The following is a 24,974-nucleotide window of genomic DNA, read 5'->3' as shown; positions in this document are numbered from 1 at the left end:
AACTTTTTCGTCGTTAACTTATACCAAAGTTCGGTAGTAAAAAGCAGGTGGACTTGACCGAATCTGGAGTCGGGTATGTACAGGATTGGAATAATGAAAGGAAATAGGAATAAAAAATCCCCTTGGGGAGGGGATGGTAAGTTAAATTTTCAAAGGAATTGTTGTTGCTTCTCGGATAATCTCATCGATGAATTTATGACAAATCTTTTCGTTCCAAAGCTCATCGGGATAAATATCCTTATCTACGCGATAGAGGACTATTTCGGCGAGCAGCTTTTTGCTAAATGAAGAACAGATAATCACATATTTGTGAGTCAAATCTATTGTAGATAGAAGCTCGTTGAAGAAAAATTCACTTCCACCACTTCCAAAGATCAGAATATCTGCGTTGGCTAAAGATAATTCTTCTGTTTCTTCTTCGACTTCCTCAAGGCGTTGATGCGTTGAGAACATCAATGGTATGTCCAGTGCGGTGTCTTGTGTAACCCTCCACATATAATAACTATACTTGTTTTTTGCTACTAAAGGTTTGCGGGGACATAGCACTTTTTTGGATTTTGATAAGACTTGATAAACATCATGTAATTGTAAGAAATGGCCATCCATACTGTAGATTTCATCAAGTAAGCTTTGATCTATGGTATAATTATCAGGAAAGTGTGAGACGACAAATGCAACTAATTTTTTTTTGTCCATTATATTTTCGGCTTCGTACCTTCTTTGTGCATCTTCAATAAGCTGTAATTCTGATTTACACGGCTTTGTTTCAAAGATGTTCATGAATATCGTATTAAGGAATTCCCAGGCCCGCTTAAAAAATACGTACATAACTTTAGGTATATAGTCACTAATTTAATAATAAAGATTAAAAATAATCATAGGTTATTACGCTCAAAAAATTCCGTTGTCGTCATGCCCGTTTTGTTTTTAAAAAAGCGGGCAAAGCTGCTGGGTGAAGCGTAGCCCAATTCATAGGCGATCTGGTCGGTAGGCATACCATCTAAAACATATTTTTGGGCCAGATCCAGTACAAATGTAATCTTCATCCCCTTGGGGCTCTGCCCATAATAGCTATGGATAAGACGATGCAGATAGTCCATACTGATGCCGAGCAACTCGGCTATAGCATCAACTTTAAAATCATGGCCGTGTAATGAAACGAAGTGCCGCATGTGATCATGTGCTTCTTTAGCCTTTAGTTGGGCCTCCGAAATCTTATGATATTCCTCAAAGACCTTCTCCTTGGAGAGCTTGATCAGTTTCTTGATACCCCAGAGAATATTATCTTCACTCTCCAGGTCTCCTTTCTTGAGATTGCTCAAAATGGTTTTGATCAATAAGGAGGTGCGTTTGCCAACTTTAAAGTCTATACTGCTGCTACTTTGATCTGATCCATTCCTAAAATCATCAATCAAGTCATATAAATAAGGGAATGGCTTCTCATTACCATCCCGAAATATTGACCCACGAAAGTAAAAGTTAAATATGAAGTGGCAACCGGGTGGTACCCATAGCTCATATTCTCCTTCGGGCAGATAAAAAAATCGTCCCCGTTGTGGCGCTATGGCTTGACTGACATGCGTTTTCTTATCCGAAAGGATAATACCTTGTTCGCCCTCTGGGAGATAGAGCATATGCAGATCGTTTCCTTTGATTTCGATAGGGATTCTCTCCGTAGCCTTAAGGTCAAAATCCAGGCAGTTGATGAAACCCACAAGACCATCAAACTGCTGGTGAAGTACATGGCCGATGTTACTGCCATAGGCTATTGGAGGTGCAGCCGCAAGTTTTAAATGTGGAGTAAAATCCATGGGTATTTCATCGACTTTCTGGAAGCGCTGACTTAGCTTAAAAAACGTATTTTTTTTCATAATAAAGTGATTAAGTAATATTGGCGATTTTGGAAGGTAAAGGAAGGAGTAGGGGCTATCGGAACTACTCCATACCTTGAGTTATCTATGACTATGTACCGTAACTGATCCTAATCATAAGCGGTACCCGTAAAGTTTTCAGATTAGCGCTATCGTTCAAGTCCTGCCAGTCTTCAAGACCAAATACTTGTGTTTCCTTGCGATCAGGAATATCTTCTCCTGGACTTTCCTTCGTAAAGTTGACGATATACCCCGCTTGATAGGTGTTGGCTATTGCGATAGCAATTTTCTGCTTGAAATCTGGGTCCATCGTCTGGATCTGTTGTTGTTGTCTTATTGTCAAGGCAAACCATTGATTCATCCAGGCACCAAAATCTGTTCGGATCAGACTGAGCACGGCAGATTGTTCTAAGGCTGTTAGCGTCCTGAATTCTGCCTGCGCATTATCGACGCCAGTTTGGGTAAAGGGTTGTTTAATCATAATTATTTTTCGTTTTGACAACTCAAAATTGACTAATTAATTATGTTTAAACAGCATTGTTTTATCTCAAAAGCGCTAAGGAAGGATATTGATACGCTTAGAACGCGGTTTTTGGGCTAAGGTGAAACAATAGATACGTTGGCATAGCTTTATTGATTGTCATTAAAACAATAAAAACGGATTAATAATTAAGAAAATTGTAAAAAAATATAGAAATTATGGAAAATAATTACAAATTAATTAGATTTAGCTTGCTTAACCGATTAGAATTTGACGAAAAGTAATATTTATGAAGTTATTGAAAGAGAAAATTGCGCTATTCATTTCGCATCTAAGCCTTTATTGGCTCATCTATGTCTTTATATTCATTTTTCCTTTTTTGTACAATAGGATTTCGATCAAGGAATACTTTTGGATAAATGGATCCATCTTTGATGAAAAATTTGGGATACGTTATTTCCTCACAGTCGCATTGATGGTCTTTTTGGCCATACTTTTCTACAAGATCGAAAAGAATGGCCGTTACCGTGGCCGAGACGCACAATATATATGGAAACGTAGCTGGTGGAAAATTCTTTATTTCTTTGGCCCCTTATCTTTTGGTCTAACCATTTTTATTGCCTTCACGATAGGGCTTTATTTTGAATTTGACCACAAGAAGGTGTTTTCCCTGCATTTATCGAGGCATTATATGTTTTTTATCTTTATGTCTATCGTATATGCATTTTGGTTTGAACGCCTTGCAGACAAGCGCAGGAGAAGAGCAGATAGTGCTAAGGCACTTGTGCTGTACACGGATCAAGCAGACCCACAATTACACTGGATGCAAGGCATCAATACAGTCATTGATTTCTATGCACGTGACACCAAGGATTTTGTAAAGGCAGAGCTGGCCAGTATATTCATGCGACTCGAACAAAATATGCAGCAGCCTTCGGCCGACAGTGAGCGATTTGTCATTGTCGACACGGCTATCGCACCACTGGAATTGGCTTACTTTTTATTTTATCATAAGCGGTCGATTACAGTAGCCGCAAAACGCAATGAAAATGGACACTTTAAGCTGCACGCCATCGTATTTATCTGCTCGCATGCCAAAGGCGAGGCTTTTGTCTTATTGACTGATGGATCGGAGGTACAGGCCAATGGTATTATTGAATACCTTAAAAAGCATAATTTGCGGCATTACTTTCCCAAGATCAGTAAGACCATTTCGGTCAATCTACTGCACGTCAACCTTTCCTACCCAAAAAACGGACAATTGGTAGAGCTGCAAGCGCAGACAAAACAGGCCATGTACGCAAATATGAAAGATAATGAAATTGTAAAAATCGGGAGCATAGGTCCCCGGATAAAAGATTATGTAGGTGATTTTTGGAAAAACAAGGAACACTTGCCACATGAGGTTTGGGATACTTATGTGGTAATAGACTGACAGATGTCCCGATTATAAACCAGACTTACTGAAATGGGCGATGCTAAAATATAGCATGCCCATTTGGGATTTCGGCGGTATGTCGTCTCCTAAAGACCAATGTATGTTTTTTTCTAATGGCCATCCTTCATGCCAAGGATCTAGCTACCCCTTTGCCACTACGACAGCTAATTTCCCAAATACTCGATTTGTTTATTCGTATAAAAAGTGTGCAACAGTGCTGGTTGACACTGATCTATATCATCAAAAGCTTGACCGTATACTCGATCTCCTGCAGGATCAGCATTATTCCGAACTCAACAAGATCATGGGTACGATGACTATCAACGAAGTAGCATCGTATCTCAGCAAAAGTGTGCGTACCATCGAACGGCGTATCGCGAAAGGATTTCTCAAAGCTGCCTACAAGGAAGGCAATGCGGATCTATTTCTAAAAAAAGACGTGGTGGAGCTCTACATCATTGAATATAAAAAGTGGCCTAGGCAGATGCCTTAGCTTCGGATTGTAAGCGGACCTACTTCGGAACACCTGCGGGGCTGGCCGATGATTGGGCCTATGCCGACCAGTCGCTGACTAAGCTTTCCTTGGTCAGCGACTGGTCAAGGTTTGGTCGGGGTCTGTCTATGATCTATTGCTCATCCGAAGCAGGTAAGGACCTGTTTCGAAGTAAAGGTTAATCCGACCACCTATCCTCGTATTTTTTAGCTACGGCAAAGACTGGTATTTGCGCTGGAATACGGGCGCTGGCAAAGACCTATTTTGTACCTGTTGCCATCTGGTCTCCGACAGCCCTCCGACAACAGTTGGGAGCCCTCCGACAAGTCTCCGCCGACATGCTTTCGGCTCTTGACAAGGGGGGATTGGATATAGTATGTTTGTTAATATAAAGCGATAAATACCGGTATAAATGAGTGCTTTATGATTATTCAATTTACTTAAACAAAACAAAATGGCAACAATCAAAAATGGTGTAATCGGCAAAGCAAGCGGTAAAGTGGGCGCGGTCGTAGCCTCTTCCTGGAAATCTATCAATTACCTCAAAGCTCTGCCTAAAAAGCGCACGAAAGGGCTGTCTGAAGAGCAGCTGATCCAACAGGAGCGTTTCCTGACAATCTCCAAATTCCTGATGCCGATCACCCCAATCTTAAAGGTCGGATTTGGACTCTCCAAAACGGAAACAATGGCACCGACCAATGTAGCGATGCAGCTCAATATCGCACAAGCAATAACTGGTGTTTATCCAAATTTCACTTTGGATTATAGTAAGATCGACATCAGTACAGGATCATATCTTAACGGTGGCGCCATGGCTGCAACTGTAGCGGGAGGAATACTATCCGTCGATTGGGATACGACGCTCAACAGCCTTTACAAGACCAAGGCTGATGATCAGGTCATCATCCTGATCTACCAACCTGAAAAGGATGAGTTTATGACGGCGCCAACACCGCCCACACGTGCTGACGGTACGATCGATATCGAGATTCCGTCACATCTGCTGGGAGGCAAAGGTCATGTCTGGATTTTCTTCACGGACCGCAAAGCGACCAAAGTATCCAAAAGTAGCTATCTGGGCGAACTGGACCTGGCCTAACCGCTAGGGATTAATAGAATGGGAGGGGCTACGCGCTCCTCCTAATATTTGAATATATAACGATAAAAGATATGCGAGTGATTTCTGAGTTTAAAAAGCAGGATAAAGATCCGACACGTCGACAGGCGGTACAGGAGCGTTTTAGGTTGGCGCGCAGATTTTTAAATCCATTGTACCCACTGATATTGAAAGGTTACGGCAATAGTAAGTGTTCGGTGCAGGCGGCTTTTGGTCGCGCCATGTCGCATACCCTGACCAATGTGATCAAAGGTGAATACCCGGACTTTAAGATAGAGCCCTCGCTTGCCAAAATCAGCAATGGCATGCTGTCTCCTTTGTCGGTGAATAGCTGCGTGCGGACAGTCAATAAAATCCAATTGAGATGGGATGCCTCCGAATCAAATATCAAGGATTATAGCCAATGGGACGATCAGGTCATCCTCTGTGCTTATGATATCGCCAGCGCGCAAGCAGCCATTAATGAGCAGCCGGTGCTACGGCAGGATACCCAAATGGTGATCGATCTGCCATCCATACTGCATGGAAAACCAGTGCACCTATACCTGTTCCTGCACGATCGTGAAGAAAAGCTGTATTCCAGGAGTCAATACCTCGGTCTTTTATAATAAAAAAATTAGCATGAAATCAGCAATAAAAGTAATGCGTACCAAACAGGGTAAACACAGCACGTTATCGGAGATATATGTTAACAATCAATTTGTCTGTTATGGTCTCGAAAATATTCCACGTCCGGTAAAAATAAGGGGTGAGACAGCCATTCCAAAGGGAAAATATCCGCTAGGCTTTAACCGTGATGGCGGAATGAATGGCCGTTACTACGACGACTACCCAAAATTACATCGTGGCATGCTTGAAATACTTGATATACCAAACTTTAGCTATGTCTACTTCCATAAAGGGAATAGCTATAAGCAGACTGCCGGCTGTATACTGGTAGGCGCACAATATGTATTGGAAGATGGCGATTATCGCCTCTTAGCTTCGGGCGTAGCCTACAAACATTTCTATAGTACAGTAGCCGCACTCTAGTTGCAGGGTTTGGTCGAAGTGGACGTCCAATGACGATAGCTTATACTGGAATTATTACAAACAGGTATTAAAGAAACAAAATGAAAAAAATCTTTAACAAAATAGGACAGGTGCTGCAGCTGGTGCTGACGGCGCCTGTTAAACTACCGAGTAAGGTGGGGAATGTATTAAAGTATGTGGCTATTGGATTGGGAATATTGGAGACAGTATTGGATGAGGACGAGCCGCCGCCAGAAGTATCGGACAGCTCCAAAAAAATGGACAAGGTGGAAAGGAGTGGTGCCGATGAAACTGAATGATATCCGCATCTCGGCGCTGGGAGGTACGGTATGTTCTATCTGGGCCAGTATATCGCTGGGTGATGTATTGCAAACTGTCCTTACCGCTGCACTTGGTACGCTTGTAAGCTTTGCCACAAGCCAGTTACTCGGAAGATGGACCAGACGGAAAAAGTAAGTGAGAGAGCACCTTCGGGTGCTTTTTCTGGATTTGTTTTAAATGTCTGTCAATTTTACTCCCAGCGGCGTGTTGAGTTAAAATGCCATCCCTTTGAAAAAAGATCGACCACTAATATTGAAATTGATCCGTCTACCGTGATAACGACTCTCATCTTCCGTCTTTGATCGTTCAATTGTGGATTATTTTTTATGAAATAAAGTAAAATAAATGAGCTGCCAAAAAAATAATGCAAATGTGATATACATCTGTTCTGGTAAGTTGCCTGAAAAACAGAATTATAAAAGATAAGAAACTACTGCCAATAGGATTCTGCATCAGGTGGGCTGAAGTACAAAATACGTTTTTTACGAATCATAAACGAAACCCGGTGAATTGTAAATGATTTGCCATTGAACCATAAAATATCTTAATTTTAAGACGTAACAAGCAACAGTAAATAATTAAAAACAACAAAGTTGCCCAATCTTTGAGTAACTGCAACTTTGAAAAACCGCTAAAACATATGAATTGGAATAATTATTTATTAGAAAAGAAAAGCCCAGTTGCCGACTATGCACATCTTGGCGTTTTCAAAGGAGCTGTAAGTGGAATTTTTGACTTATCTACAATTCCTCCTGACACAAAGATTTTGGAAATGTCAACGCCTTTGAAAAAGTTCAAATTGACGTATACAAACCTTTCTTCGTTAAACGGAAATAAAAATATTGAAGCAATAATATTAGGAGAAATTGACGATGAGCGAGTGGGTGTATTTTCAACATTGCCAAATTTAAAATATCTTCATATAAGCATAAACAAACAAAATGAAATTCCAGACTTAACACCTTTGAAAAATCTTGAGGTGCTAATTCTTTCCAGTATCAAGAAAGTAGATAATATCAATTTTCTTAGAGGTTTAACGAACCTTAAAACGTTGTATATCCACGAGATAAATAATATGTCTGATTTAGAACCATTATCTTCTCTCGTGAATTTAGAAGAACTTTATTTAGACCACGGAAAAATGAGCGGAACGGGACAAGCTGTCAGAAGTATGGAGCCAATATCAAAACTGACCAACCTGAAATATCTTGCTTTTATACTTAATGTAGAAAAGAAGAATTACGACATCACAGCTTTATGTTCACTTAAAAAATTGCAAAAACTGTATATTCTACCAAGATATTTGGAAAATGGAAATAAAGAAAAACTTTTAAATGAACTACCGTTATTAACAGCATTATAAAAAAGTGAGAAATCTACTGCTGATAACGAAGGTTTTGCAATAGGGGGTGAAACTTCAACGTTCGACAGTAGTTTTTCTATTGAACTTTAGTAATAATATCAGCTTGTGTGCCTCGATTTTGAGCCGGAGCAGAAACCCTGCAACGTTGTAAGCAATTTTACTGAACCCCAAAACCAAGAGAAACAAAATGGCAAAAAAGAAAAAAACACTTCCTAAAAATTTTGACGAATTAATTAACGAAAATAATATAGACAATCTCAAAAAGGTATTTGATACCTGTGAATTAGATGCACGAGGCGGTTATGGAAAAGCAACTGCCCTTAGTTTCTTCAATGTTCCTGACGAGCTAGTTCGTTGGCTGGTAGAAAACGGAGCAGACATTGAGGCTGTAGATGATTACGAACGTACGGCACTGCATCGACACACAATGACCCGAAGTGGCAAGATCACGATACTTTTAGAACTTGGGGCAAATATAAATGCAGTTGATAAATATGGAGATACACCTTTGCATTTTGCAGCAGGAAGTAGTTTTAATGTTACTTCGGTAAAAAAATTGATTGAATACGGAGCTGATACAAATGCTTTGAATGCAAATAGGGAGACACCTCTTGAAAGAGCGCTGAACCGTGCAAGTAATATCGACATCGTAAATTTAGTAGAAATATCGAATATCCTATTGAAAAACGCCGCGATAACTCAAAAAATGCAAGATAACATTACCCGTATCGGAGAAAATTTTGAATTTCATCGTGAAAATTTCAACAAAGATTATCTGCAAGAAACTGACGAAGCGCTAAGCAAACTTTACGAAATATATAATGTTCCGCCAGTAAAAAAACGCATTATGCACGATGGTGTATCGCCAATTGTTATAAGTGGAACTACTTGGCAAAAACAATTTGAAGAATTGTGGGAACTTTTAATTCCATCAAAAGGATCTGCAAAAACAGTGCAAGGAGAAGTTGTGCGAATTGCAGGAAAAGTAAGAGATGAAATATACAGAAACGGGGGCGGGAACTGGAATGTTGATTTCAAAAAAATGTTGGACGCATTTCTTGTGCATTTAGCTTCGAGTAACGCTCTGCCAGTTAATGAACTTGAAAAACTAACTTCACTTGTACAAGACATTCGCAAAACTGGAGATGCAGAAACGGACGAACTTAATTATTTATGCCAACTTGCAACAAAGTGGGTACTCCTTAACCCGATACCGATTTTACTTGAAGAACCGAATTATAAAAGATAAAAAAAATACCGCCAACAGAGGGTACTTCGGTGAGGGCTTCGCCGTTTGTGTCAGGCGAGATGATTTGCAAAATTTGGGACGGTAATTTTTCAATTGAACTTTTATGCAAAAAAGAATGGAAGCAACTAAATATCTTTCTATAATTAATTATTCGGAATGGGAAAAATTATGCAAATCCTATTCAGAAACACACGCCCGCAACGCAATTGACAAAGACGGAATTTTTTATTTTCGATTAAATGATAACAGCGATAATCTTTTACAAAGTTTAGACAAAATATTGTTCGCAAAACGCCCCGATATAAAGCTCATTATCTTACCTTTTCAAGACCCTGAGAAATCCAATAAATATCATGCATATACCAAACAAGATTTTGAAACATTATCGCAACTGAAAAATGTGAGGAAACTAGGTGTCTCCATTGCAGCTCAACAAAGTTTCACCGAATTTTCTATGATTGAGTTGGTAACAGAGTTGTACGTTTATGTGGATGTAAAATCTGATCTGCGTTTATTGGAAAAGTTTCCCAATATAAATTACCTCCATTTGCAAGGGAAATTCACCGAAATAGTTTCATTATGTGGGCTAAAAAATTTAAAAGGACTGAGCATATCCGATTTTCAACAAATTGATTTTTCGGTCTTACATGGCATTTCATTAAAAACATTAGTTGTTAGTGATTGTCAGGCGGGCGAAAATTTTCCGGTGTTATTATCTAACAGTGTGGAGTATTTGCAACTTTCTGGAATAAAAAAAGTTCAAAACATTGATTTTATTTCAAATGCGACAGGATTAAAAAAACTATATTTAGATGAATTCGCATTAACGGCGTTACCTGATTTTAGTAAAAATAAAAAATTAAGGGTATTACAAATCAACGCAATGCACAAACTGAACGAAATCGAAACACTTATTACCTCAAATATCGAATATTTATTTGTCTTGCTAAGCGCAGATAAAGTGCCTGCAAAAATTTTTTTCGAAGTTCTAACGAAAATCAAAACACTAAAAAAAGCCCAAATGCGATTAATGGACAGGCATGATAAACGTTATACGACAATAAAAAAGCAATTAGAAAATGCTGGAAAAAGCGACTTACTTTCGGATGATATCAATTTTTTTGAAATATCTTAAATCATTCAAAATAAATTTCAGAAATGTCCTTCAACCAAAAATAGAAAAACAGATATGCCCAATAAATAGAAAAACAGAAACAAAAAAATAAATAAAGAAGAACCAATTGAAATGAATATCTATAAAATCCATACTGACTATTCGTATAAGAATATTTCTGCAAAGGATGAAGTGACCATCAATCAATTTAAGGATTTCAAAGGTCAGACCCTGGCCGGAATGTGGAAGGTTCCAGAGTTTCAACTGCTAGAAGATGTTACGGACGTAAAAAGTGAAAAAAACAGTGAGCAAACAAAGAAAAGAGATTTTGATGCTCGAAGCTACGGGAACATGCTTTTTATAAAGAATGAATTTGATAGTCTCTTTAACCAGATGAATATAGAGTTATTGCCGATCATAATAGAATCGGGAGAACCCGGCTTTTCCTTTTTTAATGTACTGGATATCGTAGAAGCAATAGATTTTTCAAATCTGGATTATCAACAATCAATGGAAATGTTGAAAAGCAACAATATCAAATTTATCAAAGCACATATAGGAGAATTACAGATTTTCAGTGATAAGAAGCTCATCACTTTATATTATTGTACTGAGGGCTTCAAGACCCTGATTGAAGTAAATGGTATAAAAGGGTTGGAATTTGAACAAGTGGGTGCGGCAATATAAATAAAAAAATATAACCAATGAATTATTTTTTAGAGGTAAAGAGCAAGCCAAATTTACCGTTTAAGTACAGTTTAACGAACCAGATCAACGGCTCTTATTTAGCGGTCGGTAAATTTATCGCAGAGGCAGAAGGGACAAGTCTCATTTATGAAGATGCTGAAAACAGTGAAGTCGCATATGAAAGCCTGATCACACTAGATGTGCTGACTACCGTGGGCGGCGGCATTTTGATCAGCGAACGTTTTAAAAAACTTATTGAAGCGCATTGTAAAACCGATGTGCAACTTTTTGAAACAGCATTTATCTATAAGGAGCAGAAAAACACCAGTTATTTTGCACTCAACGTATTCAATAAAGTAGATTGTTACGACCTTGATCAATCTGTTTACAGCAAACACCCTGTTGATGGCTCTTATAAATTCTCCAAAACAGTTCTAAAAACAGGTCCGTTGGAGGAATATGGCTACCAATATCATATCGTCCGTTCGGCAGAAAATAATAAAATTGTTGTGTCCGGGCAGCTCAAAAAAATATTGGAGGATAATAAAATAAACAGCATCGGTTTTAAGAAAGGATAAGAAAAAGTTTACATCCAAAACATCATTGACTATGAATTTTTATTTAATAAGGAATAGAAAAGCTCCATGGGGAGATTACGGAAATATACTGTTTTATGGCTTTTTATCTGATATATCAGATCAGATAGTTATCGAACGAATTGGACCATTTTTGCCATCTGCATATTTTATATTTGGTCACATTGTAGTTGATGATTCGGCAAAACATATATTAGAAACTTTTGACTTGAAAGGAGTAGATTACTCACTAGCACAGAAAAAGAAAATAGTTAACTTGGATTGGAAAGACTGGTCTTTTGAAGAAAAAATCCCTTATAAACCTAAATCTGGAGAACCTGAAGATTTTATTTTGAAAGGAAAACATGATGAAATCCTTGCTAAAAATTTGGGGCAAATTTGGGTTATTACTCCTGTTGAAACAGCGAGAGGACTAATCGATAAAAGTAAAAAAATCCCAAATGAATATAATCATATCAGTTTAGATTTGACAGGCTGGAATGGAAATGATGTATTTAGAACACCACAATTAGGACATATTTTTTGTACCGAAAATTTCAAAATTGCTGTAGAGCATATAACTGATTCGCATTTAGTCTTTGTTCCTATTCTCGCACTTTAGTTATAGCGTAAAAACTAACATCCCCTATTTTTGGGATGTTCCACAGCATGCCCTGACCAAAGTAAAAAAACAAAAAACACCCTAATGAAAATCATGAAAATAGACTGGGGAGTGTAGAAATTGAATTTAATGGAATAGATATCTATCGTATATGCCGTGTTTACCCTTGGTATCATGAATCAGAATGGTAAGCAGATGTAAAATAAAGAAAAAGATTATGAACAAGAAAATGAACAGACTTGAACAATATTTTGACAGTAGCGCAAGCAGGGGCTGGGATACTCTTGTGAAATTGGCAACGGAGACCTCCTGGACGTATTCTGAAAGTCAAAAACTTTTGGAACAAAAATTGAATAACCATACCGATATTGCAAAAGTGTTATATGCACTTTTGGGAGAAGAAAGTTTGGATTGGGTATATCGCAGAGTTCCTGCTCTTGATGGCCTGAGTCCCATAGAGTGCCTGGAAACGCCAGCAACTATAAAAAGGTTAAAGGAAGCGCTGTGCAGAATGGATATTTAGCTTTTTTTACCATATTTTTTGGCATTTGAAGAAAGATTAGCGGTTATCTTTTTTCTTTTGTTTTTCAATTCTTTTATTTTCCAGCACATCTGCCACAATTTGGGCCTGCAATTTACAGTCACGGAGTTCATTTCTTAAAAAAAAGGGGCATCAGTTAGCTTTTGAAATTGACTCCTTTCGGCGGGGGATAAAAAAATCCACTGGCTGACAAAGGTGATAACAGAGATTATGTTACAACTTTCGTTAATTCAGCTACTCTGCTTTTAGGCTGATTACTGAACTTTGTATAATAATTTAAACAGCAAAAGATATGCAAGCGATATTAGGGGCTAATGGTCAGATTGGCGAAGAGCTCGCAAGAGAACTTAAAAGAAATTTTACTTCATCAATACGAATTGTCAGCAGGAATGCGAAAAAAGTAAATGACACGGACGAAGTTTTTTCTGCGGATCTATCGATTTGTGAGAAAGCGATAGAAGCGGTAAGAGACTGTGAAATTGCCTATTTTACATTAGGACTTCCGATCAGTTCAGATCTTTGGGAAAAGCAGTTTCTGCTCATCCTCGGTAATGTGATTGATGCCTGTAAGATTAACAATACAAAACTGGTCTTCTTTGATAATACCTATATGTATCCCCAGGATGATCGGGTATTGACAGAAAAAACAGCTTTTGCTCCTGTGGGAAGAAAAGGAATAGTCAGAAGAAAAATGGCTGAAATGGTGTTAAGGGAAATTGAGTCCGGTGAACTTGAAGCCGTTATCTGTCGTGCTCCAGAATTTTATGGTCCCGGCAAAACACAGAGTATTACAAATACCCTGATATTTACCAATATCAAAGAAGGTAAAAAGTTGAAAGTGCCTTTGAACGTAAATAAGAAAAGAAGCCTGATTTGGACCCCTGATGCGAGCCGAGCGACTGCTTTAATTGGGAATACTCCCGAGGCATTTGGTCAGACATGGCATCTCCCGGTGGATAAAAGCCATCCAACCTACAAAGAGTTTATCCGAATGGCATCGGGAATTTACAGCAGAGACCTGAAATATTCTGTTGTCCCAAAATTGATGTTCAAAATAGGCTCATTTTTTAACAAAAGTGTAAAGGAATTACTGGAGCTTCTTCCCAGGTATGAGCACGACAATATATTTGACGATTCAAAATTCAGAAAGAAATTTCCGGATTTTCAGGTCACATCCTATAAGCAAGGTATCCGTATAATAAAAGAGCAGCTTTAGGGAAACAAAATAATTAAGTAAATTAGTCATTACAAATCTGAAAATCAGCATATGAAAACCCCGGAGAAAGTATCATCCATAAGTACGCTTCATCAGTTTTTAGGGCTAAAAAGACCTGCGAACCCTTTGATCAGTGTATTTAATTTTGATGATGTAAAACTGGAACCGGAGACTATCCTTAGTGCCATAACCACTGATTTTTATGTTATTGCTTTAAAAAAAGACTGTGCTGGTGGAAAATGCAGGTATGGACAGCAATATTATGATTTTAATGAAGGTATTATGTATTTTATCGCGCCACATCAGGTCCTTCAGTTTGATGATATACTCCTAAATGGAGTAAGAGGCTTTGTTTTGGTGGTACATCCGGATTTCCTACATGGATATGGATTGGCATCCGATATTAAAGAATACGGTTATTTTTCCTATACCACCAATGAGGCATTACATCTTTCCGAAAAGGAAGAGAAAACAATTTTTGAGATAATAGGTAACGTAGGAGGTGAAATTGAAGGAAATATGGACACATTTTCACAAGGCCTGCTGGTCTCAAATCTTGATCTATTATTAAAATATTGTGACCGTTATTATAACCGCCAGTTTTTGACCAGAAAAAAAGTGAACAGTGACCTTCTTTCCAAGCTGGAGCAGTTGTTGGATGATTACTTCAAAAATGATAAATTGACCATTAACGGGATACCCTCCGTTCACTTCATTGCTGATCAACTACACCTGAGTGCGAATTATCTGAGTGATATGTTAAGGGTGCAAACAGGGCAAACCACGCAGCAGCATATCCAGAACCGATTGATCGAAAAAGCAAAAGAGTTACTTTCTACGACCTCGATGTCGGTCTCTGAAATTGCGTATCAGCTTGGATTTGAACATCCGCAATCATTTCACCGGCTGTTTAAAAGTCGAACATCATTTTCTCCACTGGAATTCAGATCGTCATTAAATTAAGTTGCTGTATTTAAAAGATTTTAAATACCGAGATTCGATTACTAATTCCCGTAATTAAGCTACTGTTAAATTGTCTCATATTGCGAATTTTACTGTAGTACGATAGATCAATAATCTTGCCTGCTGTTTGACCAATAACCTCAATATAAGCTTTTACATCGACAACCTGTAAGTTTTTACTGGCTGTTTTGCCACCCAAAGCTAAGGTAGGAACATATCCGTAACATTGACCATATTCGAGTTTTGGCAACTTTTCTTTTATTTCCAAAGAATCCTTAGAATAAAAAGGGTTTTTATGGGAAATAAAATATTCGTCAAAAAACGCATCAATTATATCAATAATAAACATTTATGGGTTATTTTGTCTTTTTATTCGATCTTGCCTAAAGCTTGTGCAACGATGGATATATGTTCTCTTAATTTAACCCTTTGCAGATTTTCTACATTCTCCGCTCCCCTAATCCCTAAAAGAGGTACATTAGCATAACATTCATCTGCTTCAACTTGTCCAAGTTTTTCTTTCGCAGGTTGGTAATTGCCTAATGATAATTCTTCCGAGAAGTATTCCCAATCTGTCATTATAGAATTAAACAAAACATTGACTTTTCTTCCAACTATTTTTGGAATATAAATTTTTTATGATTAATTCCCCATTCTTTTAATGCATAGATGATGGGAGTAAGTGTATCTGCATAAGGCTCCAGTTTATAAATAATCTTAACGGGATACTCAACCATAATGATTCTTTTAATGAGTTTATGCTGTTCCAAATCCTTTAGCTCTTTCGCTAAAACTTTCGGCGTAATCCCTTCAATACTTTCCTGGATATCCGTAAAACGCTCATTCCCCACACCAACAGAAATGATAATTGCCAGTTTCCATTTGCCATTAATCACCTCCAGTGCATCTTTAACAGGTTTCACGGTATTAAGACACTCGTTGTAAGCTTTCTTTTTTGCCATATTCAAGTTGACTTTAATTAAACTATGGAAGTATTTTAGTCATTCAGTTCATCCATTAGTTCAGCAAAAAGCTGCGTTGACTTTATTCTGTCTTCCAGTGCAAAGATATTGGAAACCATTATTAATTCATCAACCTGAGTTTTTTGAATAAAATCATCAACCTGCCTTTTTACGGTTTCTTTGCTTCCTACAAAAGAATATTTCAGCATTTGATTTAAACTTGGATGTTCTAAAACCTCTACTAAATCTTCTGTCATTTCTGTCGGAGGCTGGAGTGGTCTTGAATTTCCAGTCAGGACTCCAAAAAACATTCTGATTAGTGAGGTAAATGATCGCTCTGCTTCTTCATCAGTATCGGCAACGATGATATTAACTCCGGCAATCGTGTAAGGTGTATCCAAAACTTCGGAAGGCTGAAACTCTTTCCTATAAATTTCTAAGGCTGAATATAGATGAGTGGAAGCAAAATGGCTCGCAAAAGCATAAGGCAGACCTTTTGCAGCAGCCAAATGGGCGCTGTCTGTGCTCGAACCTAAAATGTAAATAGGGACATCTACACCTTCTGCGATCGGAACCCTGACTTTCGAAGTTTTATTTTCGACCGAAAAGTAGTGCTCAATTTTCTCTACCTCTGCAGGAAACGAATGTGCCGCTTTCATAAAATCTGACCGGATGGCCTGTGCGGTAGTCATATCGGTTCCAGGAGCTCTTCCCAGCCCTAAATCTATTCTATTTGGATAGAGCTGGGCTAAAGTTCCAAACTGCTCAGCAATGACGAGTGGAGAATGGTTGGGAAGCATAATCCCGCCCGAACCGACTCTAATTCTTTCAGTATTCTCGGCTACATAACCTATTAAGATGGATGTTGCACTGCTACCTACCGATTCCGAATTGTGATGCTCTGCAAACCAATACCTTGTATAATTATTTTCTTCCGCCACCTTTGCTAGTGCAAGTGAGTAGTTTAACGTTTGTTTAAAACTGCTCCCTTCCGACACTACGGCAAGTTCTAAAATTGAATATAATGTCCTTTTCCTCATAATACACTTTCTGGTGGCATTTTCATTATAAAACAAAATGCGATGCAAAGTTACTAAATTACTTTACAAAAGAAAGTGATTGGCATTGGGATAGCCAAATTAAAGAATGTAGCTGAATTAAAATTATGCTTTCCTTTAGGAAAGCACTATGAAAAAGAAAGTGATTTTGACGTAGCTTTGTATCGTAAAATGAATTCAAGTTGACAGCTGAAATATGGAAATAAATAGAAAAAATAGGATAACAGAAATCTTAGGAATCAAATATCCAATCATTCAAGGAGCAATGTCGTGGGTAACCAATGCCGAATTTGTTGCAGCAGTAAGCAATGCTGGAGGATTAGGAATGTTAGGCCCTCATGCAGGGCAAAAAACAAACCCAACTTCATTTAAGGAAATCACAGACAGGCTAAGAAAGGAAATACAAAAAGTGAAACTTTTGACTGATAGACCTTTTGCAGTGCCAGTTGTAATTTCTAACGATTTAAGCAACATTGATAAAATAGCAGATTTACTAATTGATGAAGATGTTAAAGTGGTTTTGGTGAACGGTATCGAAAACTATGATTTTGAGCCTGTGGTTAAAAAGTTCAAAGACAATAATATCAAAACAGTTTACCGTGCATTAAATCCAAGCATTGAGAATGCTAAATACGCTGAAAGTATTGGGGTAGATATTCTAGTAGCAACCGGATTCGATGAGGGTGGGACAGTTCCTAATAAAATAATTGGTACATTCTCAATTGTTCCGATGATTGCTGATGCTGTCAATATCCCAGTCATGGCTGCCGGTGGTATTGCAGATATCCGAAGCGTCCGCGCTGCATTAGCGCTAGGGGCGGAGGGAGTATTTGCTGGAACAGTTTTCATTGCCACCATTGAAAACCCTGCTGCGGAAAATATCAAGCAACTTATTGTTGATCATACAGCAAGCGATCTTTTGATTTTCAGAACCAATCCCGCCTATTACAGATCGATACCAACACCATACAGCAACGACCTTTTAGAAATGGATGAACAAGGTAGGTCCCGTGATGAAATTGCCAATAAAATGTATGGAGAACAGGGTTTGAAAGTAGGAATGCTAGATGGTGATATCACCAAAGGGTATATTACCGTAGGAAATGGCATTTCTTATATAAAGAAAATTCGTCCTGTAGAAGAGGTGATAAAAGACTTAATGCATGATTTTAGGTAGAGTAATTTTTTAATTTAATATTAAAATAAGACATATTTAAAGCTGTTATTCAGAAAAAACAAAAAATAGGTTATTATGAAAATAGGTATTATAGGAGCCGGATCAATCGGCGAAACACTGGCGGAAAAATTAAGTAAGAAAGGTCATCAGATTTTTATTGCAAATTCAAGAGGTCCTCATACAATTAGCTTTGCAGATAATGACGCCATCAAAGCTGTCGACTTAAAAGCTGCTGTGAAGGATGTAGATGTAGTTATTATTTCCATTCCGTTTGGAAGGGTTGCGGAATTGTCAAAAGATTTATTCAGTGAATTGGATGAAGACGTCCCTGTGATTGAAACAATGAACTATTTTCCGCATCGTGATGGCATAATCGAAGAAATCGAGAATGGAAAACCGCACAGCGTTTGGGTTTCTGAGCAGATCGGACGACCGGTGGTAAAGGCGTTCAATAATATAGTAACCCATAGCTTTAGAAAATACGGACAACCGAGCGGAACCCCGGGAAGAATAGCCCTGACTGTATCGTCAGACAACGAAAATTGGAAGAAAGTAGCTTTTCAACTCATTGATGAAACAGGATTTGACAGCTTTGATGCAGGTTCTTTAGCCAATTCTTGGCGTCAACAGCCGGGAAGCCCGCCTTACTGTACTGATCTAACTGCTGATGAAATGGCTGGGGCTATCCTAAGATCCGATAAAAAACAGACGATAATCAACCGTGATGTGTCCAATGAGAAAATTGCTGAGCTTGGTGAAGAGTATATGCACATCGTAGTGACGACAAACTATCCTGAAAATTTTGATGATAAAGCGATCAATATCTACAGGTCGGTCAACGGTATTCCATTAAAGTAGATTTAAAGTACTTGTAGCTTGGTGCTCTAATATTGCTGTTCCAACAATATTTTTTAAAAATATAATTTCAATTATGAAAAAATTAGACAATAAAATAGCTAAATAACGGGTACTGCACAAGGAATAGGCGCTTTTTTTGGCAAAGTGATGCAAGCAATTATATTACAGGAACAGAACTCATTGTGGACGGGGGACAGACTTTGGGAAAGTCAACAGTATTCTTTAGAAGAAATCATTAATAGAAAAAATCATTAATAGAAAAAATCAGATAAATGGAAAAACATCGATTAATGCACAGTTGGCAAACTGACGAATTTGGTGAAGTCAGTAAAGTTTTACAATTAAGAGAGTTACCTGTACCTGATCCGGGCAAGGGTGAAGCACTTGTTAAGGTAATGATATCAAGTCTCGGACTTCCGGACAAGCTCGCAGTGGAAGGTGATTACCCATACGTGCCTAACCCACCCGTCACTCCTGGACAGGAATTCGTTGGGATTGTGGAAAAGGCAGGATTAGATTTTCCCTATGCTGAAGGAACAAAAATTCTGGGATCGAGCGAATACTATGGTAAAGGATATGGGGCCGCGGCAGATTATACGATTTGTTCGAAAACCACTGCACTGCCTTTCCCTGATGAGCAGGCAGTGGCGTTTCCAGGTACCTATCAAGTTGCATATGTAGGCTTGGTAGATCGGGCTTCCATTAAGCAGGGCGAATCATTATTGGTTTTGGGAGCCGCCGGACGTACCGGGTCCGCGGCTGTGCAGCTTGGAAAGGCATTTGGGGCGAAGGTCATCGCTATTGTAAGAAAAGATGAGCAAAAAGAATACTGTTTCACTCAAGGCGCAGATTACGTACTGAATAGCACTGACGAAAACCTTATTGAAAAAGTAATGGAACTGACGAATGACAAGGGAGCCGACGTAATTTATGATACCGTAGGTGGAGAAGCACATAAATCCGTAATAAATGCCATTGCCTACAAAGGAAGAGTCATTTTAGTAGGCTTTGCTGGCGGAAGTTGGCCGGAGATCAATCCTCAACATATTATGTTCAAAGGATATGCTGTTATGGGTGCGTTAAATACCGTGCGAACAGATGAAGAAAAGCAGAATGCCATAAACAATTTCTCTGAATTTATTAGGAATGGTTACATACAGCCTCCAAAAGCAAAACTTTTTGATTTTACTGACACCATAAGCGCAATGTCTGAAATAGGGAACTCAAGCGGTGGAATTGCTATACAGGTAAACAGGGAAATTTAGTGATTTGTCATTATATATTCGCTTTTAAGTACGATTTTTTCGCTTTTACGACAGAACTATTTGCCAGATGTATTTAATGATCTATTTTTCGAGATTAGAAATGAGATTATTACGAATAGTATAAAATAATCAATATAGATTATGAATATAATAAAGAACATCACGTCCACGAAACTGCTGGTCATAAGCCTGATCAGTAGTTTATTTATCCTGGACCAAGTCAATACGGCCCTTTTCAGAATGAACAGCATTCCCTGCAGTAATAAGCTCAACTTCCGGCATATTTTTGATTTTTTCCTCTATTGTAGCACCAACATACCTACTTCTAAAACTTGCGAAATCAGGTTCTGATAAGGCGAAATATGCGTATATCAATTTAACATTTGAGACTGTTGTCAATGGTTGCGTATCATTGATGGTAACTAAGCTTCCTTTTTTAAACGGTAATTTGCCAATATATCCGTCTACCGGAGCTTTGATTATGGTAAAACCCATCCTTATACTAGATTTTTCATTTGCTGCAATAGCTTGATTAACAGCTGCCTTTGTTGCTTCGAACTCTTCTTTAGCAGTAGCTAACTGAACAGGTGCAATCACCTTTGTTGCGACTAGGGGTATAAGTCGTTCCATTTCCACTTGTGCTTTTCGCATATTAGCCGTCGCAATTGATAGTGCAGCTGAAGAATTATTAAATTCTTCCTTATAAATATCAGATTCAATACTAAAAAGAGGTTGTCCAGCCTTCACTAATGCTCCCTCTTCCACAAATATTTTTTTAGATAGCCATCAACTTGTGAACGAATCTGTATATTTTCCTTACCTTCAAGCGAGGCAGGAAATTCCTGATAGGTGGTTGCTTCTGATGCTTGGGCCGAGAGAACAGGGTAGGATGGGACAATGGTTTTCGATTGCTCCTTTGAATCAGAACAGCTACATATGATCAAAATTAGAGTTCCAAATTTAAAGCTTAGATCGAAGCAGCTTAGACTACGAGTTAAACGTAACATAGATAAAGAGATTATATTTAATTTATAGCTCCTGCATATGCAGTAATACATTTTGATGTGCAATTGTACGAATAAGCTAAAGCAAATGGGAACTCAAATTCCCTATCAGGAAAAGAACGGTTTTGAACACGAAAAAATATGTCTGAAAAATTTCCCAACGGATGCACTTTTATAGCTTAATATATAAAATCAAATGAGTTTGATGCATTCATTATGGTAAATTCTGAACTCAAGATGAATATTGTCGATAACGCATTATCAAGTAAAAAACAGAAGCTCTCCTCTACTATATTTATCGGTTTAGATATGCTTAAGAATTCATTTCACAAGACCATTTCGAAAGCTTTGTACATATACTTTTTTACATCGCAAGGTTATCCATTGGAAATTCGAACTAATTGGTATGTAAAGACATATCCAAAAAATTATTGAGTTGAAACAAAATTATGTGTACTTTTAAATTAGCTGTAATTGACGCCCGTTCGCTGTATTTATTTTCTTGAACTTCCTGCCAATATAAATTTGGACCTTTCACCAATTAATTTTAGAGCTAATTAGCTCAACTTTGCTCTATAACTTTTAAATATAAAAATATGAGCAAAAGAATTTTAATTACAGGAGCTGCAAGTGGATTTGGAAAAATTGCTGCATTTGATTTAGCAAAAAAAGGACACAAAGTAATAGCAACAGCACAGGTTTACCCGCAAATGAGCGACCTGATAAGAGAAGCCAAAGAGCAAGGAATAGAATTGACCGTGGATAAATTAGATGTAACCAATGCAGCAGACATCGCTTACGTCAGCCAAAAATACGACATCGATATTTTAATCAGCAACGCCGGAATTATGGAAGGTGGACCAATTGCAGAGCAACCCATAGATTTGATCCGTTCGATGTTTGACGTCAATGTTTTCGGCGGATTGCAATTGGCGCAAGGTTTCATCAAGAAATTCATTGACGAAAAAAGGCCCGGCAAAATTGTTTTCACAACGTCAATGGGCGAATTATGGACGGTTCCTTACGTTGCCGCATATTGTGCTTCAAAACACGCTATGGGTTCCATCGCCGAAGGTTTGAAAACAGAATTAGCAGCATTCAACATCAAAATTGCAACTTGTAATCCCGGTATTTTTGGAACTGGTTTCAACGACCGTGGCGTGGACACTATTTCACGTTGGTACAATCCATCAACCAATTTCACACCTCCATCAGCTTTTGACGGGACAGCCGAAGCTTTGGCAAACCAGTTAGATCCTCAATCAATGGCCGAATGTATCGTAGATGTGGCTTTGGATGAGAATTCTAACTTCAGAAATGTACATCCAAAAGAAACCGAAGATTTTGTAAAACAACTGCAGGCAGAGGCCTGGACAGCAAAAAGCTAAATGAAATTCCGGAAAGCACGGACGAAAGATCTGTGCTTTGCTACACAAAAGAGCTCCGCTCAAATCGGGTTGTGAATATCGGGTTGCCGTCAACTCTATTTGACGATAAAAAGAACAGTAATCATTAGACAGAAATAAAATGAACATCACTTATAAGGAAGCAACAAAAGCATTGAACGTTGCGATAGAAAAAGCAAAAACATTAAACATTCCAGTAAGTATTGCCGTGGTTGATGCAGGCGGACATTTGATTTCTTTTGCAAGATTAGATAGTGTTTACGGTGTAATTGATTTTGCGGTGAAAAAAGCAAGAACAGCCGCAATGTTTGGCGTCGACAGCGAAATAATGGGAACAATCGTTTCCGGTGCAGACATTCACGGGTACGGAATGCTGAATTCAAATGACGGATTATTGACCATTGCAGGTGGTGTTGTCATCAAAAATAGGGAAGGCAATATTATCGGAGCCATCGCATCCTCGGGTGGTTCGCCGCAACAAGACAAAGAAATTGCAAATGCAGGGGCAGTTGTTATCAATTAAAATTTAAGATATTTGTAGTATGGAAGCAAAGCGTGAAATCATTTTTGATAAGTTGGTTTATTCCTGTGTTTTTGAAAAACACAGAGGAAATGAAGAATTTATTCCCGAGCATTTTTTAGGGTTTCAACTATCGGGAGAAACGCATGCTTTCCACGCTGATGGAAATACGATAATTCCAGAAAATACAATTGCATTGGTTCGGAAAAACCAATTGATAAGGACAATTAAGTATCCTGCAAAATCGGGGAAATATCAGTTTTTATCGATTACCTTGGACAAGGAAACGCTGCAACAATATGCTCTGGAAAATAAGGTTGTGGTAGATAAAAAATATTCAGGTAAACAGAAATTGTTTTTTGAACCGGATGATTTTCTACAAAATTATTTCATTTCATTAGTGCCTTATATCAATAAGACAAAAGAAGCAACACCAAGATTAGCAGATTTAAAAATCAGGGAAGCGATAGAATTGTTACTACAGAGCAACCCTGATTTTAAACAAATATTATTCGATTTTTCTGAGCCATACAAAATGGATTTGGAAGAATTCATGAACCAAAATTATATGTTCAATGTTTCGGTGGAATCCTTTGCTAAGCTCACCGGTAGAAGTCTTTCGGGCTTTAAGCGAGACTTCTCCAAAACATTTAACACAACACCAAAACAATGGTTGCTGGCAAAACGTCTGGATGAAGCTCATTATTTAATCAAACATAAAAAGCAAAAACCGGCCGATTTTTATCTGGATTTAGGCTTTGAAAACCTGTCTCATTTTTATACTTCGTTCAAAGAAAAATTTGATTTAACTACCTCGCAAATTTAAAAGAATGGATTTTATACAATATATGGAAACCTCGAATGCTTATCAACATCAAAGCTTGCGGCTTTATTTTGACTTGTTTTCCACCTACAGAAGGTTCCCCAAAGTCTCGGTATATATAAGCACTAACGTAATGGAATCGAATACTGCATGCGATAAAATAACTATCCAAAGGTTATTATCAAAATTCTTAAATAGAAATCCCCAGAAAAATCCTCCTAATGTCGCTGCTACTATCCCATAAATATCCTGTTGCCAATGGTAAAGGCCAAATAATAGACTGGTTGCAGTAATACTGAGGGCTATACTTGAATTTTTGAAAAACGTTTTTTCGAATATGGATTGGATAAAGCCACGAAATACAATCTCTTCGTAAAACCCGCCTACAAGCCATGCCATGCTAATGTACATTATTAATCTTTGTATGCTGCCCCTTATAAAATTATATTCTGTATAGTCTGGAACAACGAAGAGATTTTTTATCAATGGAATGTAAACAAACTGCATAAAACCCACCCATACCACAGCTGAAATTATACCGATCAGAATTGCTTTTCTTGTAAAAGATCTCTTGGCAAGACCTATATCGCGAAACGTCCTGCCTTTTTTCCGAAGAAGAAACCAGATCATCAGCAGACAAACAATAGAATAAGAATAAAGCGGTAGGGGGACCAGGTGGGGGAATAGTACAAGAAATACTATACCACCCGCATCGGTAAGCTTGTTAAGAGCGTTATTTTTCATTTTATCCATAGAAATCATTGTAGATCAATTTCTTGTATGCAATAAAAATAAGAATTTCTTTACTGGATATATAT

At 38.0% G+C, this 24,974-nt stretch carries 31 protein-coding genes; 22 read left to right on the top strand and 9 right to left on the bottom strand.

Annotation, left to right across the window (positions count from 1 at the left end; all coding sequences use genetic code 11):
• Window positions 1–141: 141 nt before the first annotated feature.
• The 3 genes from B4G94_RS04885 to B4G94_RS04875 all read right to left on the bottom strand — a co-directional run bounded on the left by B4G94_RS04885 (window position 142) and on the right by B4G94_RS04875 (window position 2,352).
• The gene (locus B4G94_RS04885; protein WP_286857498.1) at window positions 142–780 is read right to left on the bottom strand and encodes a hypothetical protein; all 639 of its coding nucleotides are present in this window, start codon (window positions 778–780) and stop codon (window positions 142–144) included.
• A gap of 95 nt (window positions 781–875) precedes the next feature.
• Complete coding sequence (locus B4G94_RS04880; RefSeq protein WP_286857497.1) at window positions 876–1,871, bottom strand: helix-turn-helix domain-containing protein; 996 nt, start codon at window positions 1,869–1,871, stop codon at window positions 876–878.
• A 91-nt stretch (window positions 1,872–1,962) separates the two neighbouring features.
• Window positions 1,963–2,352, bottom strand: coding sequence for a hypothetical protein (locus B4G94_RS04875; RefSeq protein ID WP_286857495.1), 390 nt, complete (start codon window positions 2,350–2,352; stop codon window positions 1,963–1,965).
• 289 nt (window positions 2,353–2,641) lie between these two features.
• Here B4G94_RS04875 and B4G94_RS04870 point away from each other — a divergent pair, with 289 nt between their 5' ends.
• The 16 genes from B4G94_RS04870 (at window position 2,642) to B4G94_RS04795 (ending at window position 15,083) form a co-directional block, all read left to right on the top strand.
• Complete coding sequence (locus B4G94_RS04870; protein ID WP_286857494.1) at window positions 2,642–3,787, top strand: hypothetical protein; 1,146 nt, start codon at window positions 2,642–2,644, stop codon at window positions 3,785–3,787.
• Window positions 3,788–4,004: 217 nt separating this feature from the next.
• Entirely contained in the window at window positions 4,005–4,283 is a 279-nt protein-coding gene (locus B4G94_RS04865; RefSeq protein WP_286857493.1) for a helix-turn-helix domain-containing protein, read from the top strand.
• 454 nt (window positions 4,284–4,737) lie between these two features.
• Window positions 4,738–5,382, top strand: a complete 645-nt coding sequence (locus B4G94_RS04860; protein ID WP_286857492.1) for a DUF6266 family protein — start codon at window positions 4,738–4,740, stop codon at window positions 5,380–5,382.
• A 71-nt stretch (window positions 5,383–5,453) separates the two neighbouring features.
• Complete coding sequence (locus tag B4G94_RS04855) at window positions 5,454–6,008, top strand: DUF6266 family protein (protein ID WP_286857491.1); 555 nt, start codon at window positions 5,454–5,456, stop codon at window positions 6,006–6,008.
• 13 nt (window positions 6,009–6,021) lie between these two features.
• Complete coding sequence (locus B4G94_RS04850; RefSeq protein WP_286857490.1) at window positions 6,022–6,432, top strand: DUF5675 family protein; 411 nt, start codon at window positions 6,022–6,024, stop codon at window positions 6,430–6,432.
• 80 nt (window positions 6,433–6,512) lie between these two features.
• Window positions 6,513–6,731 carry a hypothetical protein gene (locus B4G94_RS04845; RefSeq protein WP_286857488.1) on the top strand — a complete coding sequence of 73 codons (219 nt, stop codon included), beginning with the start codon at window positions 6,513–6,515 and terminating at the stop codon, window positions 6,729–6,731.
• Entirely contained in the window at window positions 6,718–6,888 is a 171-nt protein-coding gene (locus tag B4G94_RS04840) for a hypothetical protein (RefSeq protein WP_286857487.1), read from the top strand. The genes B4G94_RS04845 and B4G94_RS04840 overlap by 14 nt, the downstream gene beginning before the upstream one ends.
• Window positions 6,889–7,393: 505 nt before the next feature.
• Window positions 7,394–8,116, top strand: coding sequence for a leucine-rich repeat domain-containing protein (locus tag B4G94_RS04835; RefSeq protein ID WP_108634487.1), 723 nt, complete (start codon window positions 7,394–7,396; stop codon window positions 8,114–8,116).
• Window positions 8,117–8,303: 187 nt separating this feature from the next.
• A complete protein-coding gene (locus B4G94_RS04830) occupies window positions 8,304–9,365 on the top strand; it encodes an ankyrin repeat domain-containing protein (RefSeq protein WP_286857486.1) in 1,062 nt (353 codons plus the stop codon).
• A 115-nt stretch (window positions 9,366–9,480) separates the two neighbouring features.
• Window positions 9,481–10,500, top strand: a complete 1,020-nt coding sequence (locus B4G94_RS04825) for a hypothetical protein (RefSeq protein WP_286857484.1) — start codon at window positions 9,481–9,483, stop codon at window positions 10,498–10,500.
• A 111-nt stretch (window positions 10,501–10,611) separates the two neighbouring features.
• Window positions 10,612–11,166, top strand: coding sequence for a hypothetical protein (locus B4G94_RS04820; RefSeq protein ID WP_286857482.1), 555 nt, complete (start codon window positions 10,612–10,614; stop codon window positions 11,164–11,166).
• Between the two features lie 17 nt (window positions 11,167–11,183).
• A complete protein-coding gene (locus tag B4G94_RS04815) occupies window positions 11,184–11,744 on the top strand; it encodes an imm11 family protein (protein ID WP_286857481.1) in 561 nt (186 codons plus the stop codon).
• 31 nt (window positions 11,745–11,775) lie between these two features.
• Window positions 11,776–12,363 (top strand): hypothetical protein, encoded by a 588-nt coding sequence (locus B4G94_RS04810; RefSeq protein ID WP_286857480.1) that lies wholly within the window; start codon window positions 11,776–11,778, stop codon window positions 12,361–12,363.
• A 217-nt stretch (window positions 12,364–12,580) separates the two neighbouring features.
• Window positions 12,581–12,886 (top strand): hypothetical protein, encoded by a 306-nt coding sequence (locus B4G94_RS04805; protein WP_286857479.1) that lies wholly within the window; start codon window positions 12,581–12,583, stop codon window positions 12,884–12,886.
• Window positions 12,887–13,196: 310 nt separating this feature from the next.
• On the top strand, window positions 13,197–14,120 hold the full coding sequence (locus B4G94_RS04800) for an NAD-dependent epimerase/dehydratase family protein (protein ID WP_286857478.1): 924 nt from the start codon (window positions 13,197–13,199) through the stop codon (window positions 14,118–14,120).
• Window positions 14,121–14,171: 51 nt separating this feature from the next.
• Window positions 14,172–15,083, top strand: coding sequence for a helix-turn-helix domain-containing protein (locus tag B4G94_RS04795; RefSeq protein ID WP_286857477.1), 912 nt, complete (start codon window positions 14,172–14,174; stop codon window positions 15,081–15,083).
• A gap of 10 nt (window positions 15,084–15,093) precedes the next feature.
• On the opposite strand, the gene B4G94_RS04790 is transcribed toward B4G94_RS04795, so the two are convergent.
• The 4 genes from B4G94_RS04790 to B4G94_RS04775 are packed head-to-tail and all read right to left on the bottom strand — an operon-like array spanning window position 15,094 to window position 17,085.
• On the bottom strand, window positions 15,094–15,432 hold the full coding sequence (locus tag B4G94_RS04790) for a T6SS immunity protein Tdi1 domain-containing protein (RefSeq protein WP_286857475.1): 339 nt from the start codon (window positions 15,430–15,432) through the stop codon (window positions 15,094–15,096).
• A gap of 20 nt (window positions 15,433–15,452) precedes the next feature.
• Entirely contained in the window at window positions 15,453–15,677 is a 225-nt protein-coding gene (locus B4G94_RS04785; RefSeq protein WP_286857473.1) for a T6SS immunity protein Tdi1 domain-containing protein, read from the bottom strand.
• Between the two features lie 20 nt (window positions 15,678–15,697).
• Window positions 15,698–16,045, bottom strand: a complete 348-nt coding sequence (locus B4G94_RS04780) for a winged helix-turn-helix transcriptional regulator (protein ID WP_286857471.1) — start codon at window positions 16,043–16,045, stop codon at window positions 15,698–15,700.
• A gap of 35 nt (window positions 16,046–16,080) precedes the next feature.
• Complete coding sequence (locus B4G94_RS04775; RefSeq protein WP_286857470.1) at window positions 16,081–17,085, bottom strand: LLM class flavin-dependent oxidoreductase; 1,005 nt, start codon at window positions 17,083–17,085, stop codon at window positions 16,081–16,083.
• Between the two features lie 214 nt (window positions 17,086–17,299).
• On the opposite strand from B4G94_RS04775, the gene B4G94_RS04770 reads away from it, so the two are divergent.
• From B4G94_RS04770 to B4G94_RS04760, 3 genes are all read left to right on the top strand, one after another.
• The gene (locus tag B4G94_RS04770) at window positions 17,300–18,280 is read left to right on the top strand and encodes an NAD(P)H-dependent flavin oxidoreductase (RefSeq protein WP_286857469.1); all 981 of its coding nucleotides are present in this window, start codon (window positions 17,300–17,302) and stop codon (window positions 18,278–18,280) included.
• Between the two features lie 75 nt (window positions 18,281–18,355).
• On the top strand, window positions 18,356–19,138 hold the full coding sequence (locus B4G94_RS04765) for an NADPH-dependent F420 reductase (protein ID WP_286857468.1): 783 nt from the start codon (window positions 18,356–18,358) through the stop codon (window positions 19,136–19,138).
• A gap of 272 nt (window positions 19,139–19,410) precedes the next feature.
• Window positions 19,411–20,403, top strand: coding sequence for a zinc-binding dehydrogenase (locus tag B4G94_RS04760; protein WP_286857467.1), 993 nt, complete (start codon window positions 19,411–19,413; stop codon window positions 20,401–20,403).
• Window positions 20,404–20,604: 201 nt separating this feature from the next.
• Here the strand turns inward: B4G94_RS04760 and B4G94_RS04755 are convergent, their stop codons facing one another.
• Window positions 20,605–21,168, bottom strand: coding sequence for an efflux RND transporter periplasmic adaptor subunit (locus tag B4G94_RS04755; RefSeq protein WP_286857466.1), 564 nt, complete (start codon window positions 21,166–21,168; stop codon window positions 20,605–20,607).
• Between the two features lie 835 nt (window positions 21,169–22,003).
• Between B4G94_RS04755 and B4G94_RS04750 the strand changes: the two genes are divergently transcribed.
• The 3 genes from B4G94_RS04750 (at window position 22,004) to B4G94_RS04740 (ending at window position 24,159) form a co-directional block, all read left to right on the top strand.
• A complete protein-coding gene (locus tag B4G94_RS04750) occupies window positions 22,004–22,795 on the top strand; it encodes an SDR family oxidoreductase (protein WP_286857464.1) in 792 nt (263 codons plus the stop codon).
• 139 nt (window positions 22,796–22,934) lie between these two features.
• A complete protein-coding gene (locus B4G94_RS04745) occupies window positions 22,935–23,336 on the top strand; it encodes a GlcG/HbpS family heme-binding protein (RefSeq protein WP_286857463.1) in 402 nt (133 codons plus the stop codon).
• A 19-nt stretch (window positions 23,337–23,355) separates the two neighbouring features.
• A complete protein-coding gene (locus B4G94_RS04740) occupies window positions 23,356–24,159 on the top strand; it encodes a helix-turn-helix domain-containing protein (protein WP_286857462.1) in 804 nt (267 codons plus the stop codon).
• Between the two features lie 84 nt (window positions 24,160–24,243).
• Here the strand turns inward: B4G94_RS04740 and B4G94_RS04735 are convergent, their stop codons facing one another.
• Window positions 24,244–24,909: a CPBP family intramembrane glutamic endopeptidase gene (locus B4G94_RS04735; protein WP_286857460.1), complete on the bottom strand. Its 666-nt coding sequence runs from the start codon at window positions 24,907–24,909 to the stop codon at window positions 24,244–24,246.
• Window positions 24,910–24,974 lie beyond the last annotated feature (65 nt).

It is taken from the genome of Sphingobacterium sp. UBA7625 (assembly GCF_002484085.1).
In the GTDB taxonomy this organism is placed as follows: Bacteria; Bacteroidota; Bacteroidia; order Sphingobacteriales; family Sphingobacteriaceae; genus Sphingobacterium; species Sphingobacterium athyrii.
The sequence above is the reverse complement of the archived record's forward strand: the minus strand, read 5'-3'. Positions and strand labels throughout refer to the sequence as shown.

Excerpts from the sequence above, each read along its gene's own strand:
- B4G94_RS04885 (WP_286857498.1), bottom strand. The coding sequence starts at position 780 with ATGAACATCTTTGAAACAAAGCCGTGTAAATCAGAATTACAGCTTATT.
- B4G94_RS04880 (WP_286857497.1), bottom strand. The coding sequence starts at position 1,871 with ATGAAAAAAAATACGTTTTTTAAGCTAAGTCAGCGCTTCCAGAAAGTC.
- B4G94_RS04875 (WP_286857495.1), bottom strand. The coding sequence starts at position 2,352 with ATGATTAAACAACCCTTTACCCAAACTGGCGTCGATAATGCGCAGGCA.
- B4G94_RS04870 (WP_286857494.1), top strand. The coding sequence starts at position 2,642 with ATGAAGTTATTGAAAGAGAAAATTGCGCTATTCATTTCGCATCTAAGC.
- B4G94_RS04860 (WP_286857492.1), top strand. The coding sequence starts at position 4,738 with ATGGCAACAATCAAAAATGGTGTAATCGGCAAAGCAAGCGGTAAAGTG.
- B4G94_RS04855 (WP_286857491.1), top strand. The coding sequence starts at position 5,454 with ATGCGAGTGATTTCTGAGTTTAAAAAGCAGGATAAAGATCCGACACGT.
- B4G94_RS04850 (WP_286857490.1), top strand. The coding sequence starts at position 6,022 with ATGAAATCAGCAATAAAAGTAATGCGTACCAAACAGGGTAAACACAGC.
- B4G94_RS04845 (WP_286857488.1), top strand. The coding sequence starts at position 6,513 with ATGAAAAAAATCTTTAACAAAATAGGACAGGTGCTGCAGCTGGTGCTG.
- B4G94_RS04840 (WP_286857487.1), top strand. The coding sequence starts at position 6,718 with ATGAAACTGAATGATATCCGCATCTCGGCGCTGGGAGGTACGGTATGT.
- B4G94_RS04835 (WP_108634487.1), top strand. The coding sequence starts at position 7,394 with ATGAATTGGAATAATTATTTATTAGAAAAGAAAAGCCCAGTTGCCGAC.
- B4G94_RS04830 (WP_286857486.1), top strand. The coding sequence starts at position 8,304 with ATGGCAAAAAAGAAAAAAACACTTCCTAAAAATTTTGACGAATTAATT.
- B4G94_RS04825 (WP_286857484.1), top strand. The coding sequence starts at position 9,481 with ATGGAAGCAACTAAATATCTTTCTATAATTAATTATTCGGAATGGGAA.
- B4G94_RS04820 (WP_286857482.1), top strand. The coding sequence starts at position 10,612 with ATGAATATCTATAAAATCCATACTGACTATTCGTATAAGAATATTTCT.
- B4G94_RS04815 (WP_286857481.1), top strand. The coding sequence starts at position 11,184 with ATGAATTATTTTTTAGAGGTAAAGAGCAAGCCAAATTTACCGTTTAAG.
- B4G94_RS04810 (WP_286857480.1), top strand. The coding sequence starts at position 11,776 with ATGAATTTTTATTTAATAAGGAATAGAAAAGCTCCATGGGGAGATTAC.
- B4G94_RS04805 (WP_286857479.1), top strand. The coding sequence starts at position 12,581 with ATGAACAAGAAAATGAACAGACTTGAACAATATTTTGACAGTAGCGCA.
- B4G94_RS04800 (WP_286857478.1), top strand. The coding sequence starts at position 13,197 with ATGCAAGCGATATTAGGGGCTAATGGTCAGATTGGCGAAGAGCTCGCA.
- B4G94_RS04795 (WP_286857477.1), top strand. The coding sequence starts at position 14,172 with ATGAAAACCCCGGAGAAAGTATCATCCATAAGTACGCTTCATCAGTTT.
- B4G94_RS04790 (WP_286857475.1), bottom strand. The coding sequence starts at position 15,432 with ATGTTTATTATTGATATAATTGATGCGTTTTTTGACGAATATTTTATT.
- B4G94_RS04780 (WP_286857471.1), bottom strand. The coding sequence starts at position 16,045 with ATGGCAAAAAAGAAAGCTTACAACGAGTGTCTTAATACCGTGAAACCT.
- B4G94_RS04775 (WP_286857470.1), bottom strand. The coding sequence starts at position 17,085 with ATGAGGAAAAGGACATTATATTCAATTTTAGAACTTGCCGTAGTGTCG.
- B4G94_RS04770 (WP_286857469.1), top strand. The coding sequence starts at position 17,300 with ATGGAAATAAATAGAAAAAATAGGATAACAGAAATCTTAGGAATCAAA.
- B4G94_RS04765 (WP_286857468.1), top strand. The coding sequence starts at position 18,356 with ATGAAAATAGGTATTATAGGAGCCGGATCAATCGGCGAAACACTGGCG.
- B4G94_RS04760 (WP_286857467.1), top strand. The coding sequence starts at position 19,411 with ATGGAAAAACATCGATTAATGCACAGTTGGCAAACTGACGAATTTGGT.
- B4G94_RS04750 (WP_286857464.1), top strand. The coding sequence starts at position 22,004 with ATGAGCAAAAGAATTTTAATTACAGGAGCTGCAAGTGGATTTGGAAAA.
- B4G94_RS04745 (WP_286857463.1), top strand. The coding sequence starts at position 22,935 with ATGAACATCACTTATAAGGAAGCAACAAAAGCATTGAACGTTGCGATA.
- B4G94_RS04740 (WP_286857462.1), top strand. The coding sequence starts at position 23,356 with ATGGAAGCAAAGCGTGAAATCATTTTTGATAAGTTGGTTTATTCCTGT.
- B4G94_RS04735 (WP_286857460.1), bottom strand. The coding sequence starts at position 24,909 with ATGGATAAAATGAAAAATAACGCTCTTAACAAGCTTACCGATGCGGGT.